Below are 17252 nucleotides of genomic sequence, written 5' to 3'. Positions count from 1 at the left end.
ACAACGTAATCTTTATAAGTATTTAATCCGATACAAAAGTAGGACTTTTAAAATTTATGGTTTAATAATTAACACAGAAGGCGTATTATTTAACCAAACGCTCTGTGAATCAACCAATTTCTTCCAGCTTTCAAGGCTGATAATCATCAGGTCTTGTCTTTCAAGAAATTCTTTTTTCATCGTTTTTTCGCCTGACATGGCAATATGATTTGGAGCAATCTGCTCTATAGAACGGATGCTTTCCTTGATTTCTGAATTGTTTTTTATTTCTCCCGTAGGATCCAAGATGGTAACTTGACAACCATTGTTATGGATTAACTTTTGGGCATATTCTATCAAAAATCGATCTTCGGCACAAAATAATGGCATAAAGACCTGGTCGATTTCTTCTAGGTTTTTATCTACTAAAATACCTACCGGCATTTTGCTGTAAGCAACGATATGACGCGTCCTTTCATCGAAAGGAGAGTTTTCAAACAAACCTTCCTTTCCAGTAAATTTATCAATCAGCCTATCGGGATTTATGATTCGAGTCGTATATCCTAGAACTCTTCCCAGCAAGGTGCCTTCAAAAATAGACTGTCCCAATCCGATTAACAGCAAGTCAAATTCGCCTTGATTTGCGATTTCAGTAATGTCTGAATCGATATCTACCGAAGCTTTGAAAAGCGTGATGATTTTTTGGTCGAGATTTTCAGCTTCATTGACGATTGGCTTGAAGACCTCTTGTTCATAATGACTCGCATCAAATCCGTGCAATTCGTTACTTGACGACAAATGCATGGCTGTTACAATGGCATTCCCGTTTTGTTTTCGCACCAAGCTATTGGCTACTTTCAGCAAGGCAATTCCTCTATCTGGAATAGCGAAAGAAAGCAATATCTTGTATTTTATCTTACTGCTGATGGTTTCAGGAATAATCGAGTTTTTAGTCTTGAAAATAAAATTAATCAGGTCCAAAGCAGGCCCAGTCATAAATGTCGTCACTAAAGCCATGATGACCATCATCGTGAAGATCATCGGAGAAAGCACGCCTAGCTCGTAGCCAATGTTTAATACGATTAATTCCATCAAGCCACGAGTATTCATTAAGGCTCCGATATAAAGACTGTCTCTCCAATTTTGCCCGACAAATTTTGCCGCCAATGTACTTCCTAAGAATTTTCCAACGACTGCTACTGCAATAATTAAAGCCGTGATTTTCCACAGATACGGATCGTCCAAAAGTCCTATTTCGGTTCTTAAGCCCGTAAAGACAAAAAACAATGGCAGCAATACAATCAGAGCAATATCTTCTACTTTCTCAATGAAAATACTTCTAAACTTGGCACTTTCTGGCATAATTACGCCTGCCATAAAAGCTCCAAATAAAGCATGGATTCCGATGACTTCTGTCACATACGAAGAAATGATCAACGTTAGAAAGAAAATAGCGACAACCGGCTTGCTTAATGTTTTTCGAGAAGAATATAAATCGCCAACTCTTTTCAAGAAAGGCTTTACGATCATAATCATCAAGAAAACATACGTCACAGCCAAAACAATAATGTATAAGGAACTTACAAAAGATCCTGCTTTTACGATAGCAATTACCGCCGCTAAAATACACCAAGCCGTAATATCGTCAGCAGCTGCACAAGTAATAACGATGCTCCCTAATTTTGTCTTGTGTATGCCTCGTTCTTGCACGATTCTCGCCAAAACAGGGAAAGCCGTGATACTCATCGCGATACCGCAAAAAAGAGCAAAAGATAAAAAAGCTACGCCTTCAGGAGCGAAAGTATCATACATAAAATAAGCCAATCCGATTCCTAATGTAAAAGGGAAAATGATGCTGGCATGGCTTATAACCACTGCCTCATGGGCTTTATTTCGCAAGACTTTCAGATCCAGTTCCATTCCGATAACAAACATGAAAAGGATTAATCCGATTTGGCTCAAGAATTGTAAATTCCCAAGAGAAGCTACTGGAAAAAGAGTTTCTTTAAATTCTGGAAAATACAATCCTAATAAGGAAGGTCCGAGCACAATTCCGGCAATGATTTCACCGACAACCGAAGGCTGTCCGATTTTCCTGCAAATCCATCCAAAAAACCGTGCCACTAAAATAATCGTCAAGATTTGGGCTAGTAAAATGGCCAAAGGATGTTGCAAGCTATGCTGCATCGAATCAACAAATTCTGCCCATTGTGATTTGTCAGAAGTTTTTTCGATTATTGTTTTTCCATGTTGCAGGTGTTTGCCTTGGTCTAAAAACCAATAAATGATACCAGAGAAAACAACTATGAGGACAACATAGAAAATAGAGTTTTTGTGTTTTTGCATTGGGTAAGTCGTTTGTAGGCACAAATATCTGCATTGAAAATTTCTTACAATTTGATTTTGTAAAATAGTTTAGGGCAATTGTAATAAGAAGGAAAAAATTTGTAACGAAACTTAAATATTGACTTTGCAAAGAAAATCCGAACGGTAAATATCACTCAAAAACAAGACAAGACTTTTCCCGTTCTTATCTAGGATAGTTGTCGTGATTTCATCATGGGCAAAGAATTTCACAGCTTTCATTGCTATAATTTCTTTTTTGTTGATTCTACAAAAATCCGCTTTCGGCAACTGCGAGAGCAATTTGGCAAAAGTTATGTTTTTGAGCAGAATTATATTTCCATCTTTCATCAAAACTTCCTTATCGCGGCTGTCGGTTTCAGAAGGTTGTATGTAGATAATCTGGTCGAAAAACAGCAAGGCTTTTCCTTTGTCTGTATTCAGTTGTGTAAATTTTTTGTTGGACGATTTCTTGTTCATCTTTTCCAAAGCCTTGACAACCGCTTTCTGCAGACGTTCTTTTTTTACAGGTTTTGTAATATAATCGACCGCTTCAATATCAAAAGCATCCGCAGCATATTCTTTATAGGCTGTCGTAAAAATTACCATTTTGTCTTTTAAGAGATTGGCCACACTAAGCCCGTCTATCCCTGGCATTTCAATATCCGTAATACAGAGGTCGAAATCAAGGCTTGACATTTCGGCAAGCAATTTTTCGGGATTGTCAAATGCCTTCACGACATCCAGTTCAGGAATCTGCTCGCAAAGCATTTTGAGGTACGTCAATCCTGGCAATTCATCGTCCAGCAGCAAGCATTTGAGCTTTGTATTCAAGTAAGTTTATTTTTAGGTGAGCAATATAAACATCATCTTCGATAAATTTATCGAGCTTGTAATTATTATTGTAAATTATTTTCAATCGCTGATCTAACGTATTAGAACCCAAACCGCTATTGTCTTTTTTCAAGGTCTTATGATCGGATATCTTATTCGAAACCGTGAGATAAAAACAGCTATCCTTAAATTCAAAAACGATGGAAATAAAAGCATCCGGACTTTTTAGATCTGCATGCTTAAAGGCATTTTCTATTAAATCAATAGAAACCATCGGCGCTAAAATCGGCTGTTCGTATAGCAATTCATCTTCCTTGATTTTGGTTTTTACTTTCAATCCAAAAAGCGGGCTGACTTTAATCTTGTTGATTTCAATCAGGTTTAAGGCAAATTCGATTTCCTCTCTAGGAGACACAAATTTCTTTTGGCTTTCATATAAAATATAATCGAGTACATTCGCCAATTTATCAAGCGCATGATAAGTCTGGTAGGCATGCGATTGTATCGAATTCAATATGTTTTTAAAAAGATGCGGATTTAATTTTGATTCGAGCGTCTCTAATTTCAAACCGTTGACCTTCAATTCGAGCGAATTGTATTTCTCTTCAAATTCTTGCTTTTGAGCTTTTGCCTTCTTTAATTTGTACAGCAGCACGACAGCTACCGTGATAAGAATTATGATGAAGATAATCCCAATAACATAAAGCGTGTTCGAGATCAGGACATTGGTTTTCATTTTATTTTTTTTTGTAAAATTAGATAAAAAAATGAAACACCCTCTCTACTTATGTTGCCATTGCGTTTAGCATCTGAAATCTAAATCTGTGGACTGAATTTTTTACTATCTTTGCGTTCTGTTTTGCGAAAAGACCTCTTTTTGTTTCACAGAAGAACAATTCAAGAATATTTTATAACAATTAAAAATGAAACACACAAAAGTTAAAGAGCTATTGAATAGCGCTCAGACAATGCAGGAAGTTTATGTAAAAGGATGGGTTAGAACATTTAGGAATAATCAATTTATTGCTTTAAATGACGGCTCGACTATTAATAATATCCAATGTGTGGTTGATTTTGAAAATACTCCTGCAGATACCTTGAAGCGAATCACGACTGGTGCAGCCGTGGCCCTGAAAGGTGCTTTGACAGAAAGCAAAGGTGCCGGACAGAAATATGAAATTCAAGTAAGCAGTTTGGAAATTTTGGGTGATTCTGATCCAGAAAAATTCCCGATGCAGCCGAAAAAACATACCCTTGAGTTTTTGCGTGCCAATGCGCATTTACGTGTAAGAACGAATGCTTTTGGGGCAATCATGAGAGTACGTTCTGTATTGTCTTTTGCAGTACATCAATATTTCCAAGAAAAGGGTTTTGTGTATGTAAACACGCCAGTAATCACTGGAGCTGATGCAGAAGGCGCTGGAGAAATGTTCCAAGTGACTTCCCTGCCTTTAGACAACTTGCCAAAAACAGAAGAAGGTCATATCGATTATAAAAAAGATTTCTTCGGAAAACACACCAACCTGACCGTTTCTGGACAATTAGAAGGGGAAACTTTTGCTATGGCTTTGGGTCAGATTTATACTTTCGGACCAACTTTTAGAGCAGAAAATTCTAATACATCGCGTCATTTGGCTGAATTCTGGATGATTGAGCCAGAAGTCGCTTTTAATGATTTAGACGACAACATGGATTTGGCAGAAGATTTTATCCAATACGTGATCAAATACACCATGGATAGATGTGCTGATGATTTGAAGTTTTTGGAAGGCCGTTTATTGGAAGAAGAAAAGACAAAACCACAAGCAGAAAGAAGCGAAATGACGCTACTTGAAAAATTGAATTTTGTTCTTGAAAATAACTTCAAGCGTGTTTCTTATACCGAAGCGATTGATATTTTAAAGAATTCAACACCGAACAAAAAGAAAAAATTCCAATATATCATTGAAGAATGGGGTGCTGATTTGCAATCAGAGCACGAGCGTTTCTTGGTAGAAAAGCACTTTAAATGTCCGGTAATTTTATACGATTATCCAGCAAACATCAAAGCATTTTACATGCGCCTGAATGAAGACGGCAAAACAGTTCGCGCCATGGATATTCTTTTCCCGGGTATCGGAGAAATCGTTGGAGGCTCTCAGCGAGAGGAACGTTATGACGTTTTAGTAGAAAAGATGAAAGTTTTAGGAATCGACGAAGAAGAACTTTGGTGGTACCTTGACACTCGTCGTTTCGGTTCTGCTGTCCATAGCGGCTTCGGTCTTGGATTTGAAAGATTGGTTTTGTTCGTAACTGGAATGACCAATATCAGAGACGTAATTCCTTTCCCAAGAACTCCTGGAAATGCCGAGTTTTAGGAATCAAGACACTATATAAATCATATCAAAAATGGCACAAGTTTATCTTAACGTGTGCCATTTTTAGTTGAAAATGATTAAATTTGAACTATAAATACCAAATAACTCAATAGATGCTCAAGCAGTTTTTACAACTTAAATTATCACAGAAATTATCTCCACAGCAAATCCAGCTGATGAAGCTAATCCAATTGCCTACGCAAGCTTTTGAACAACGATTAAAAGAAGAAATGGTCGAAAATCCAGCATTGGAAGCTGGAAAAGAAGAGGATGAATACGAAAAAGACGAATTCGAGACCGAAGAATATGATGATTACGATGAATTCGAAAACGACAGAATCGATGCCGAAGACATCAACATCGATGAATATTTAAGCAATGACGAAACGCCGGATTATAAACTTCAGGCGAATAATTATAGTGATGACGACGAAGATCGAAGCATGCCTTTTGCTGCGCCGGTAAGTTTCCATCAAGACCTGATCAATCAGCTGAATACTTTTATCTTAAATGACGAAGAACGTGAAATTGCAGAATTTCTAGTCGGAAGCATTGATGATATGGGTTACATCCGAAGAAGCGTTCCGGATATTGTTGATGACATGGCATTTACACAAGGCATTTACACGGATGAAAAAAATGTAGAACGAATACTGCACATCATCCATGAATTAGAGCCTTCCGGAGTCGGCGCACGTGATTTGCAAGAATGTCTTTTGCTACAGCTAAAACATAAAACACCAACCGAATCTGTCGACTTGGCCATTGATGTTATAGAGAATCAGTTTGAAGCTTTTACTAAAAAGCATTACGATAAGCTGCTACAGAAATACGGCATCTCTCAAGACCAGCTTAAAAAAGCTATTGACGAAATTGAAAAGCTCAACCCGAAACCAGGAGGTGCTTTTACCGGAAACAATAAAATGATTGAGCACGTCGTTCCTGATTTTACCATCAGAATTGTCGACGGCGAATTAGAACTGACCTTGAACGGACGAAATGCTCCCGAGCTTCACATTTCTAAAGATTATCAGGAAATGATGCAGACATACAAAGCCTCTCGTGATAAGTCAAACCAACAAAAAGAAGCGGTACAGTTTATCAAGCAAAAGCTAGATTCTGCCAAATGGTTCATTGATGCCATCCGCCAGCGCCAGGAAACGTTGTTCGTAACCATGAATGCTATCATGCATTACCAGCAAGAATATTTCTTGGATGGTGATGAAACCAAGCTGAAACCAATGATCTTAAAAGACATTGCAGACATGATCGGCTTGGATATTTCAACGGTTTCTCGTGTAGCAAATAGCAAATATGTCGAAACACCTTACGGCACAAAATTAATCAAGGAATTCTTTTCGGAAGCCATGAAAAATGATCAAGGCGAAGACGTTTCTACGCTAGAAATCAAGAAAATATTGCAGAATGTAATTGAGGAAGAAGACAAGCAAAAGCCGCTTCCAGACGACCAATTGGCTGAAATATTAAAAGAAAAAGGCTATCCGATTGCTAGAAGGACAATCGCAAAATATAGAGAGCAGCTTGATATTCCTGTGGCGAGAATGAGGAAGAAAATATAGGTAGTGAAAAAAATCCTTTCTATATTCTCCTATATTTTCCACCCGATGTTTATCTCGGTCTATGCGGTTCTGCTGTATTTTTTCTTGACAGACCGATATCATACGTATCAAGAACTTTTTTTAGTGACAATACAAGTCATTATCTTGACGATCTTGATTCCGATTTCGATATTTTATTTCTTGATGACTTTGGGCAGGGCAAATTCTTTTATGCTTTCGGAGATTTCACAGCGAAAAATTCCTTTAGCAGCAAATGCCATATTGCTTTATATTTTGATTACGGAAAGTATCCGAATTGAGCTGATTCCTGAATTGTATTACTTTTTCTTTGGTGCTTTAGTGAGTACGATTTTAGCTTTCTTGTTTACTTTTATCAACTTGAAAGCCAGCATTCACATGATCGGAATAAGTTCGCTGACGGTTTTCGCAATTGGATTTAGCCTTCATACGCAAACAAACCACATCTATCTCGTTGCTTTTTGTTTGTTGCTTACAGGAATTGTGGCCACATCAAGGCTATCTATGAAAGCACATGATACTAAAGAATTAATTGTAGGTTTCTTATCGGGAATTTTACCGCAGATAGGGCTTCTCTATTTCTGGCTATAGAATGTAAAACATCAGCCCGATATTTACGGTATTCATGTCAATTGACTTACCGTCAATTTTTGCATCAGATTTGAATAACGAATTGAGTCCGTAATAGGCATGGAAATTCCATGTATTGTAGCCAAAAGAAATGTAGGCTCCATATTGCAGCTTATTGAAATCGTCATTGCCGAAAATCCTGATTTTTTCATTCCCTTCAACATATTTCGATTTGTTTAGCAACAAATAGCTCAACTTAAAACCGGTATATACTCTCCAAAAACGATGGCTTTGTATGGTCGAAGTCCTCCATCTAAATTCAAATGGAATATCTACATAATGCAAGGCGAATTTATTTTTGTCGAAATTCACTTCGCTTTCATTGACCACTTCGTAGAAAGGTTTTCCGTCAACTTCTGTAATCTTGATATTCTGCCTATAATCATTCATAGAATACCCCAGACCAATTGCGATAGCAACATTTCGTCGCTTGTTAAGCGGAATATCTCTTAAAAAACCGATATGAAATCCGGATGAAAAAGAGTTTTGGCTGACACCATCTGGTCTTTTCTGCAATAGATCATACGTCAGGCCTATATAAAACTGGTCTTCTCTATACAAAGAATCGACAACAGTTACGGTGCTTTGCACCGAATCTTTTTTTCTTCTTACCTCTTCTAACTCGCGTGTTTCAGTCGCTTTTTCACTACTCAACACTTCCTTGATACGTTCTTGCTCTTCTTTCTCTTGTGCTTCCTTAATCTGCTTATCCTTCACAGGATCTTGGGCAAGAGCATGTAGAGAAATGATGCATATAAGAATACTGAAGTACTTTTTCATAAGTAGAAAGTTATGCTAATAAAAGTAATAAAAAAAGACAACCTAAAAAAGTTGTCTTTTTGCAGAGAGGATGGGATTCGAACCCACGATACAGTTACCCATATACAAGCTTTCCAGGCTTGCTCCTTCAACCACTCGGACACCTCTCTATTTATTTGCGGTTGCAAAGAACTGCAAAAATTCCGATTAAAGAAAATTTATAGCTTAAAAATTTAGGTCAATTCACCTCTCAAAGCCGTTTCATAAATAGTCTTGAAAACATTTGGAGAAACTTTCTGCCCAATAAGATACATCAGCTTGGTGATAGCGGATTCCGTTGTAATGTCTTTCCCAGAAATCACGCCTATTTTTTTCAGCGATGTACTGGTTTCATAGTGTCCCATACTAACACTTCCGGCCGTACATTGAGTCACATTGATAACATGCAGTCCGTTTTTGATGGCTTTTTTTAATAAGGAAATAAACCATTCGTCTGTTGGAGCATTTCCGGCGCCATACGTTTCTAAGACAATTCCTTTTAGGTTTGGAATATTAAAGATGGCGGCCAATACATTTTCGCTGATTCCAGGAAACATTTTTACGACGGCTACATTATCATCCAATTCCTTATGCACTTGGAATTTCTTGCTTCCTGATTTTGGTAACAACAAATCGTTATTTACTTTTAGATGAACGCCTGATTCTGCCAATGGAGAATAATTTGGCGACAAAAATGCATTAAAATGTTCTGCATTAATTTTTGTGGTACGATTTCCTCTGTATAATTTGTATTCGAAATAAAGGCAGACTTCATTAATAACAGGCTTATTCTTGTGCTGCAATGAAGCAATTTGTATAGCCGTAATCAGATTTTCTTTTGCGTCAGTTCTCAAATCTCCAATCGGCAATTGCGAGCCTGTAAAAACAACCGGCTTGGCAAGATTTTCAAGCATGAAGCTTAGTGCCGAAGCCGAATACGACATCGTATCAGAACCATGAAGCACTACAAATCCGTCAAAAGAAGCATAGTTTTCTTCAATGATGGATGCAATCTGGATCCATTTTTGGGGATTCATGTTCGAAGAATCTATCGGAGTATCAAAAGAAATCGTTTCGATTTCACAATCTAATTGCTTCAACTCTGGGATTCTTTGCAGTAATTTGCTAAAGTTGAAAGCTTTCAAGGCACCTGTCTCAAAATCTTTCATCATACCGATGGTACCACCCGTGTAGATTAAAAGTATTTTTGCTTTAGACAGCATTCTCGTATTTTGATTTATTGACTACTGGATTGGCATACATGGCCAAAAATCCTTGCAGTTCTACTGGATTATTTTCGTCAATTCTTATTTCTAATCTTCTTTCGAAAAGCGATTTTTCTTTTTCAGTATAGAGGTGGGAATATTTGTTTGTATTGTTGATCAAATCGTAAGCAATATAGTTCGTCGGCCAAAGCTTATAGCTTGCCAAAATAGAATCATCTATTACTTGCGCTAATGCTTGTATTTGTTTATTTGAGTTATCGAATTTAGAAGCAATTTCATCCAGTTCTTCTTCTAGAACATTTCCAACATGGATATGGATTCTCTTTTTCTGGCCCATGATACCGCTCAAAAGCGTCATGAAATCTTCATTCTTTTCCTTTATATACACCTCATCATTTGCCTCAGCCATCAATTGCGGCATTTTTAGCGCATCTGTCGGATCATACTCGTATGAAATCGATACGGGAACAATCTTTAATTTTTTGAAATAGTCCATCAGATTTTCTTCTTCAGAACCCATCGAAAGCATTTTTAGGACGCCCGGATGTGTAGCGTCATTGCCATCTTTTGTTCTTCCTTCGCGCTGCGCAATCCAAACCGAACGATTTTCTCTCAAAATAAGCTGGCAAATATATTCCGACATCAATTTTGAGCTTTGAAGCAGTTCTCTAGGCGCCAAGCCTCGCTGTACTAAAAAATTTCTGTTTAATTTGGATAACGTATGCAGGAAAGATTTTTTCACCAAATTATCTCCAATTGCCGAAGCGGTCATGACCAATCCATGGTCAAAAAGACAGGTATTCAAAAGAGAAGTATCCAAAATGATATCCCTATGATTAGAGATAAAAAGGTAAGGCGTATGTTTTTCTAATTTTTCAAAACCAGAAGTAGTCAGTCCATCCGAACTTTTTTCGACAACCTTCATCACAGCATGGTAAATAAAATTGCATTGGAAATCTCTTATCGAATGCGTTCTTTTCAGCTGTTCTATCCAATCTTTTTCATCGGCGTCAGGAAACGTAAAGCTCATCATGGCTTTCATCATCGGATGATCGGCAACCTTGCACAAGGCTTCGTTTACTTCACTATCATAAAACGGTCGAATTTTATCGAATTTTGACATTTACTTTAGTTTTTTTAACAATCTACAAATGAACAAAAATTTTATGAATTTGGTATGATTTCTTTGTTAAATACCAAAAACAGCTTTGGCATTTTCTGTCGTAATTTTCGCAATTTCTTCGACAGGAATTCCATAAATTAAAGCTAATTTCTCTGCTACCAGTTTCGTATAACTGCTTTCATTACGCTTGCCTCTATAAGGCACGGGAGCCAAATAAGGAGAGTCTGTTTCTAAAACGATATGTTTTATAGCGATCTGGTTTAAAAACTGGTCGATTTTTCCGTTTTTGAAGGTTGCAACACCGCCAATTCCAAGTTTCATATTGTATGAAATTGCTTGTAAGGCTTGATTATAATCACCTGTAAAGCAATGAAAAATACCGAAAAGCTCTTCGTTTTTTTCGGATTCCAAGACTTCAAAAACTTCGTCAAAAGCATCGCGGCAATGAATATTGATCGGCAACTTGTATTTTTTGGCTAATTGAATCTGTCTTTTAAAGGCTATTTTTTGCTCTTCCAATCGAGTCTTGTCCCAAAAAAGATCGATGCCTATTTCGCCAATAGCATAAAACTTTCTTTTCGACAATTCTGCTTCTATAAAAGCCAGTTCTTCTTCATAATTTTCTTTGACATAGGTAGGATGCAATCCCATCATCAAGAAGACATTTTCAGGATATTGCTGCTCCAAATCGTACATTTTCTGTGTATAAGTGGAATCGATTGACGGAACAAAAATTCTTTGTACTCCGGCATCAAAGGCACGTTGCATCATTTCTTTTCTATCTTGATCGAATTCTTCGCTATAGATGTGCGAATGTGTGTCTGTTAAAATCATTTTGCAAAAATAGGAACAATGAAAGGAGTTGCAAAATATAATGCGAAAGAAGCCCTCTTAATCAGGAAATCTTAATAAAATATTATGTTTTGATTTTAATCTCTTTAGCTATAAATGGTTATTTTTGATTTACTCATATCTTAAAAATGGACAAAATTTTCGATGCCTTAAAAAGCAAAGGCTATAAAAAAATAAAATTAAAAATTTCGAAGACGCATCATTTAGTCATCAAGGCCAAAGTTAATGGCATCAGCGGCAATTTCATTCTAGACACGGGAGCTTCTAGCAGCTGTGTAGGTTTTGGAGATGTTGAGCATTTTAACCTCAGGACAGAGGAATCGCTCACAAAAGCAGCTGGAGCTGGAGCTGTTGGAATGGACACTCAGATGTCTTCTAACAACACGTTGCAATTGGGACGTTGGAAAACAGATGATTTTTCATTAGTCATTTTCAATATGTCGCATGTAAACTTAGCCTTAGAACAATATAAAGCAAAGCCTGTTCACGGCATCATCGGGGCTGATATCTTGATGAAAGGCAAAGGAATTATTGATTATCATGGAGAGTATTTTTATTTGAAACAGTAACCGCAATTCGTTATAATAAAAAATCCCGCTCTTTTGAACGGGATTTTTTATTATACAAAACTTGAAACTATAGTTCCAACGCTTTTTTAGGATTGTTGTCCATCAATAATTCTGCTGGATTTTCTAGACCTTCTTTCACGGCAACCAAGAAACCAACTGACTCGCGTCCGTCAATAATTCTGTGGTCATAAGAAAGTGCCACGTACATCATCGGGTGTATTTCCACTTTACCATTTACAGCGATTGGACGCTCTATAATGTTGTGCATTCCCAAGATTCCAGATTGTGGTGGGTTGATGATTGGTGTTGAAAGCATACTTCCGAAAACACCACCATTAGAAATAGTGAACGTTCCACCAGTCATATCGTCAACAGTAATCTGTCCGTCACGTGCTTTGATTGCTAATCTCTTGATTTCAGATTCAATTCCGCGGAAAGTCAGGTTTTCTGCATTTCTAACTACAGGAACCATCAATCCTTTTGGTCCAGAAACTGCTACAGAGATATCACAGAAATCATATGAAATCTTCTCTTGTCCGTCGATCATCGAGTTCACATCTGGATATAATTGCAACGCTCTTGTCACTGCTTTTGTAAAGAAAGACATATAGCCTAATCCTAAACCGCCGTGTTTTGCTTTGAACGCATCTTTATATTCGTTACGGATCGTATTGATAGGTGTCATGTTCACTTCGTTAAACGTAGTCAACATTGCTGTTTCGTTTTTAGCAGCAACAAGACGTTCTGCTACTTTTCTACGAAGCATTGACAATTTTGTTCTTTCAGAACCACGGTTTCCTCCCGTTGGAGTTCCCATTGAAGGTGTTGCATTTATAGCATCATCTTTCGTGATTCTTCCTCCTTTTCCAGTTCCAGAAACTGAAGCAGGCTCAATATTTTTTTCGTCCAATATTTTTCTTGCTGCTGGCGAAGGAGTTCCTGATGCATATGTCTTTTCAGCTGCCGGAGCCGCTTTTGGAGCTTCTGTTTTAGGTTCTTCTTTTTTAGCTTCCGCTTTTGGAGCTTCTTCTTTCTTTTCTTCTTTTGCTGGAGCGCTACCTTCTGGTTTCGCAGCATCAGTATCGATTAAGCAAACTACTTGACCAACTGCTACAGCATCGCCTTCTTCTGCTTTTAGCGTAATAATTCCGCTAGCTTCGGCTGGCAATTCCAAAGTTGCTTTGTCTGAATCTACTTCAGCAATCGCTTGATCTTTTTCTACGTAATCTCCGTCTTTTACTAACCAAGTTGCGATTTCAACTTCGGTGATTGATTCCCCTGGTGAAGGAACTTTCATTTCTAAAATCATCTGTATATAATTTTATGGTGTGTTATTGTATACTACTTATTATTTCAAAATTACGTTTTTTAGCCTTGACTCGCGCTAAAAATCTTTATTAGCTGAACAGATTTTTATCAAAAACCATTGCTATCGCAGCTGCATGACGTTTTTTAGAACGAGCATAGCTTCCTGCTGCTGGCGCACTGTAGGCTTTTAATGAAGCCACTCTCAATTTCACTAAATCAAAGTTCATCAGCATGTAGCTGTAAGCTCCCATGTTTTTAGGTTCTTCTTGTGCCCAAACATAATCATCAGCGTTTGGATATTTTTCAATAATCGCTTTTAATTGTTCTACTGGCAATGGGAAAAGCTGCTCGATTCTCACGAATGCTACGTCTTTTCTTCCGTTAGCTTCTCTTTCTGCCACTAAATCGTAGTAGAATTTACCTGTACAGAATACCAATGTCTTAACGTCTTTTGCATTTACATTTGGATCATCTAAAACTTCTTGGAAGCTTCCGTTTGCAAACTCATCCACAGAAGAAACTACTGACGGATGACGCAATAAACTCTTTGGAGTAAATACAATCAAAGGTTTTCTGAACGTCGTTTTCATCTGCCTTCTCAACAAATGGAAGAAGTTGGCTGGCGTCGTACAGTCTGCTACAAACATATTATGGTTAGCGCAAAGCTGTAAATATCGTTCCATTCTAGCTGAAGAGTGTTCTGCTCCTTGGCCTTCATAACCGTGAGGCAATAACATTACCAAGCCGTTTTGATTGTTCCATTTGTCTTCTGCTGCAGAAATATATTGGTCAATCATGATTTGGGCACCGTTAGAGAAATCTCCAAATTGTGCTTCCCAGATGGTCAATGTTTTTGGACTTGCTAAAGCATATCCGTAATCAAAACCAACAACGCCATATTCAGACAACAATGAATTGAAGATATTGAATTTCCCTTTTTGGTTTTTCAACTGCTGTAAAAGGATTACTTCTTCTTCAGAATCTTCCACTTTCACGACTGCATGACGGTGAGAGAAAGTCCCTCTTTCCACGTCTTGTCCTGAAATACGAACATCATAACCTTCTGTCATTAAAGAACCATACGCTAGCAATTCGGCCATAGCCCAATCTAGTTTGTCTGTTTCAAACATTACTTTTCTGTCGTTGATCAGCTTTTGGATCTTGCTGATAAACTTCTTGTCGCTTGGCAATGTCGTGATGGTCTGAGCAATCTCTGTGAGTATCTCTTTTGAGAAAGTCGTATTTACTTTTTGAAGCATTTCTGTTTCATCTGCCTGAACATATCCTCCCCATTCGTTTTGCATGAATGGCGTGATGATTGTCAAGTCTTTTTTACGAGACGCTTCAAGATTTTCATCTAAAACGGCTTTGTATTCTTTTTCTAATTTGCCAACATACGTATCGTCAATAACACCTTCTGCAATTAATTTAGCAGCATAGATGTCTCTCGGATTTTCGTGTTTTGCAATAATCTTATATAATTTAGGCTGTGTGAAACGAGGCTCATCACCTTCGTTGTGGCCGTATTTTCTATATCCTAACAAGTCGATGAAAACATCGCTTCCGAATTGCATTCTGTAGTCTAATGCAAAAAGCATAGCATGAACAACTGCTTCTGCATCATCCGCATTTACGTGCAAAACCGGAGAAAGCGTCACTTTTGCAACATCGGTACAATAGGTAGAAGAACGAGCATCTAGATAATTCGTCGTAAATCCAACTTGGTTGTTAATTACCAAATGGATGGTTCCGCCTGTTTTATAACCGTCTAATTGTGCCATCTGAACGATTTCATACACGATTCCTTGTCCAGCAATTGCCGCGTCACCATGAAGTGCGATTGGCAATACTTTTGAGAAATCGTCTGGGAAATGACGGTCTTGTTTTGCTCTTGTGATTCCTTCAATAACAGCTCCAACAGTTTCCAAGTGAGATGGATTTGGCGCTAAATTGATGTTTATATTTTTTCCTGATTTTGTCTTTTTGTCAGCCGTCAAGCCTAAGTGGTATTTTACGTCACCATCAAAAAGCGCATCATCATCATAATCTTTTCCATCAAATTCAGAGAAGATGTCTTGGGTATTTTTACCGAAAATGTTTGCCAAAACGTTCAAACGACCACGGTGAGCCATTCCCATAACAAACTGCTCTACTCCTTTTTCGGCAGCGGCCTCAATCAAGGCATCCAAAGCTGGAATTAAAGTTTCACCGCCTTCAAGAGAGAAACGTTTTTGTCCAACATATTTTGTATGAAGAAAGTTTTCGAAAGAAACCGCCTCGTTTAATTTATTTAAGATGTTTTTCTTTTCGTCAGCAGAAAATCTAGGATGGTTATCATTGTAACCAATCTTATCCTGAATCCATTGGATTACTTCTGGTTTACGGATATACATATACTCCACACCGATATGCTGGCAGTATATATTGTCCAAATGGCCAATAATTTCTTGCAAGCTGCAAGGCGCAATCTTGATTGCTTTTGCCGCATCAAAAACGGTAGTCAAATCTGCTTTTGAAAGTCCGAAGTTTTCAAGTTCTAAATTTGGACTAAAAATTCTTCTTTCACGAACCGGATTTGTTTTGGTGAATAAGTGGCCGCGCGTTCTGTAAGCGTCGATCAGCTTTAAAACATTAAATTCTTTTTGTAATTTTTCAGAAATCTGGCTTACGTCAACATTGTTTGATGTTGCGTAATTCGCTAGCTGCTGTGCAGGAGCCTGATATTCTTCATTGTATGTTTCCATCCCGAAGTCAAAACCTTGGAAAAAACTTCTCCAGCTTGGTTCTACGCTATCTGGGTTTTCAAGATATTGATCGTATAATTGAGCAAAAAATTCAGTATGTGCCGCGTTTAAAAAGGAAAACCTATCCATAATATAATTGAATGTCCTAATTTGTTAAAAATATTTTTGCAAAAGTACGACAATTAGAACAATCTAATAATTATTTCATACTTTTATGTCTTAAACTTAACTTAAAATTTGCGCATGAAAATACTTAATCTAAACCATATAACAAAAACCTTGATAGCAGTTATTTTCTTGACTGTTTCTGCTGATGCTGTAGCGCAGCAAAATCAAGGTGCTGATTTCGAAAGCAGGATACGTTTCGGCGGCGGATTAGGACTCAGTTTTGGCTCTGGATATACGAATGTTACAGTTGCTCCAAGTGCGCTTTATGACTTCAATCCTTATTTTTCTGCAGGACTAGGATTGCAGGGAAGCTACGTTAGGGATAAAGATTTTTATGAATCGTATATTTACGGTCCAAGCTTGATTTTGTTGGGAAATCCAATTCCAGAAATCCAGCTTTCTGCAGAACTGGAACAGTTGAGAGTAAATTTAGAATATGATGATGAGTTTGGTGGCGGTTCAGACAACTTTTGGAATACCGCGTTATTTCTAGGCGCTGGATATCGTATGGAAAACGTCACAATCGGAGCTCGATATAACGTATTGCACGACAGTGATAAAAATGTATATAACGACGCACTTATGCCGTTTGTCAGAGTTTATTTCTAAAACATAACTTTCCCAATAACACATCATAACAGTAATTATCAGTCCCGAGATAATTGTCAGTATCAATCCATGCACTTTCATCTGATTGCAAGCGGCAACTGGAAACACTTTTTC

General features: G+C 37.6%; 14 protein-coding genes and 1 tRNA gene. 5 read left to right on the top strand and 10 right to left on the bottom strand.

The features are described 5' to 3' along the window. Positions 1-54: 54 nt before the first annotated feature. From OLM56_RS05080 to OLM56_RS05070, 3 genes are all read right to left on the bottom strand, one after another. Positions 55-2325 carry a cation:proton antiporter gene (locus OLM56_RS05080; RefSeq protein ID WP_264528548.1) on the bottom strand — a complete coding sequence of 757 codons (2271 nt, stop codon included), beginning with the start codon at positions 2323-2325 and terminating at the stop codon, positions 55-57. 111 nt (positions 2326-2436) lie between these two features. Then, entirely contained in the window at positions 2437-3156 is a 720-nt protein-coding gene (locus tag OLM56_RS05075) for a LytR/AlgR family response regulator transcription factor (protein WP_182493325.1), read from the bottom strand. Beyond that, the gene (locus OLM56_RS05070) at positions 3119-3892 is read right to left on the bottom strand and encodes a sensor histidine kinase (protein WP_121375958.1); all 774 of its coding nucleotides are present in this window, start codon (positions 3890-3892) and stop codon (positions 3119-3121) included. Before OLM56_RS05070 ends, OLM56_RS05075 begins: the two co-directional genes overlap by 38 nt. A 187-nt stretch (positions 3893-4079) precedes the next feature. Between OLM56_RS05070 and asnS the strand changes: the two genes are divergently transcribed. The 3 genes from asnS to OLM56_RS05055 all read left to right on the top strand — a co-directional run bounded on the left by asnS (position 4080) and on the right by OLM56_RS05055 (position 7702). Then, positions 4080-5513, top strand: a complete 1434-nt coding sequence (gene asnS, locus OLM56_RS05065) for an asparagine--tRNA ligase (protein WP_182493324.1) — start codon at positions 4080-4082, stop codon at positions 5511-5513. 113 nt (positions 5514-5626) lie between these two features. Beyond that, a complete protein-coding gene (gene rpoN / locus OLM56_RS05060; protein ID WP_264528547.1) occupies positions 5627-7093 on the top strand; it encodes an RNA polymerase factor sigma-54 in 1467 nt (488 codons plus the stop codon). Between the two features lie 3 nt (positions 7094-7096). Further along, complete coding sequence (locus OLM56_RS05055; RefSeq protein ID WP_182493322.1) at positions 7097-7702, top strand: hypothetical protein; 606 nt, start codon at positions 7097-7099, stop codon at positions 7700-7702. Here the strand turns inward: OLM56_RS05055 and OLM56_RS05050 are convergent. The 5 genes from OLM56_RS05050 to OLM56_RS05030 all read right to left on the bottom strand — a co-directional run bounded on the left by OLM56_RS05050 (position 7697) and on the right by OLM56_RS05030 (position 11722). Next, on the bottom strand, positions 7697-8521 hold the full coding sequence (locus tag OLM56_RS05050; RefSeq protein WP_264528546.1) for a porin family protein: 825 nt from the start codon (positions 8519-8521) through the stop codon (positions 7697-7699). The two genes, OLM56_RS05055 and OLM56_RS05050, sit on opposite strands and share 6 nt — an antisense overlap. Before the next feature lie 62 nt (positions 8522-8583). Then, positions 8584-8670 (bottom strand) — tRNA-Ser (locus OLM56_RS05045). Between the two features lie 63 nt (positions 8671-8733). Continuing rightward, positions 8734-9762, bottom strand: coding sequence for an asparaginase (locus OLM56_RS05040; RefSeq protein WP_121375953.1), 1029 nt, complete (start codon positions 9760-9762; stop codon positions 8734-8736). Then, on the bottom strand, positions 9752-10888 hold the full coding sequence (locus OLM56_RS05035) for a 1-acyl-sn-glycerol-3-phosphate acyltransferase (protein WP_264528545.1): 1137 nt from the start codon (positions 10886-10888) through the stop codon (positions 9752-9754). Before OLM56_RS05035 ends, OLM56_RS05040 begins: the two co-directional genes overlap by 11 nt. Before the next feature lie 66 nt (positions 10889-10954). Then, the gene (locus OLM56_RS05030; RefSeq protein ID WP_264528544.1) at positions 10955-11722 is read right to left on the bottom strand and encodes a TatD family hydrolase; all 768 of its coding nucleotides are present in this window, start codon (positions 11720-11722) and stop codon (positions 10955-10957) included. Between the two features lie 146 nt (positions 11723-11868). Between OLM56_RS05030 and OLM56_RS05025 the strand changes: the two genes are divergently transcribed. Further along, positions 11869-12309, top strand: coding sequence for a retropepsin-like aspartic protease (locus OLM56_RS05025; RefSeq protein ID WP_264528543.1), 441 nt, complete (start codon positions 11869-11871; stop codon positions 12307-12309). Positions 12310-12376: 67 nt separating this feature from the next. Here OLM56_RS05025 and odhB read toward each other — a convergent pair whose 3' ends face one another. Both odhB and OLM56_RS05015 read right to left on the bottom strand, forming a co-directional pair. After that, entirely contained in the window at positions 12377-13618 is a 1242-nt protein-coding gene (gene odhB / locus OLM56_RS05020; RefSeq protein ID WP_264528542.1) for a 2-oxoglutarate dehydrogenase complex dihydrolipoyllysine-residue succinyltransferase, read from the bottom strand. Between the two features lie 88 nt (positions 13619-13706). After that, positions 13707-16490, bottom strand: coding sequence for a 2-oxoglutarate dehydrogenase E1 component (locus tag OLM56_RS05015; RefSeq protein ID WP_121375948.1), 2784 nt, complete (start codon positions 16488-16490; stop codon positions 13707-13709). A 114-nt stretch (positions 16491-16604) separates the two neighbouring features. Between OLM56_RS05015 and OLM56_RS05010 the strand changes: the two genes are divergently transcribed. Next, the gene (locus tag OLM56_RS05010; RefSeq protein ID WP_121375947.1) at positions 16605-17138 is read left to right on the top strand and encodes a hypothetical protein; all 534 of its coding nucleotides are present in this window, start codon (positions 16605-16607) and stop codon (positions 17136-17138) included. Positions 17139-17252: the final 114 nt, after the last annotated feature.

Origin of the sequence: Flavobacterium sp. N2550 (assembly GCF_025947265.1) — a bacterium.
GTDB classification, from domain to species: Bacteria; Bacteroidota; Bacteroidia; order Flavobacteriales; family Flavobacteriaceae; genus Flavobacterium; species Flavobacterium endophyticum.
This window is presented reverse-complemented; position numbering and strand designations above follow the sequence as displayed.

Coding starts and splice junctions, on each gene's coding strand:
- OLM56_RS05080 (WP_264528548.1), bottom strand. CDS start 2,325: ATGCAAAAACACAAAAACTCTATTTTCTATGTTGTCCTCATAGTTGTT.
- OLM56_RS05070 (WP_121375958.1), bottom strand. CDS start 3,892: ATGAAAACCAATGTCCTGATCTCGAACACGCTTTATGTTATTGGGATT.
- asnS (WP_182493324.1), top strand. CDS start 4,080: ATGAAACACACAAAAGTTAAAGAGCTATTGAATAGCGCTCAGACAATG.
- rpoN (WP_264528547.1), top strand. CDS start 5,627: ATGCTCAAGCAGTTTTTACAACTTAAATTATCACAGAAATTATCTCCA.
- OLM56_RS05050 (WP_264528546.1), bottom strand. CDS start 8,521: ATGAAAAAGTACTTCAGTATTCTTATATGCATCATTTCTCTACATGCT.
- OLM56_RS05040 (WP_121375953.1), bottom strand. CDS start 9,762: ATGCTGTCTAAAGCAAAAATACTTTTAATCTACACGGGTGGTACCATC.
- OLM56_RS05035 (WP_264528545.1), bottom strand. CDS start 10,888: ATGTCAAAATTCGATAAAATTCGACCGTTTTATGATAGTGAAGTAAAC.
- OLM56_RS05030 (WP_264528544.1), bottom strand. CDS start 11,722: ATGATTTTAACAGACACACATTCGCACATCTATAGCGAAGAATTCGAT.
- OLM56_RS05025 (WP_264528543.1), top strand. CDS start 11,869: ATGGACAAAATTTTCGATGCCTTAAAAAGCAAAGGCTATAAAAAAATA.
- odhB (WP_264528542.1), bottom strand. CDS start 13,618: ATGATTTTAGAAATGAAAGTTCCTTCACCAGGGGAATCAATCACCGAA.
- OLM56_RS05015 (WP_121375948.1), bottom strand. CDS start 16,490: ATGGATAGGTTTTCCTTTTTAAACGCGGCACATACTGAATTTTTTGCT.
- OLM56_RS05010 (WP_121375947.1), top strand. CDS start 16,605: ATGAAAATACTTAATCTAAACCATATAACAAAAACCTTGATAGCAGTT.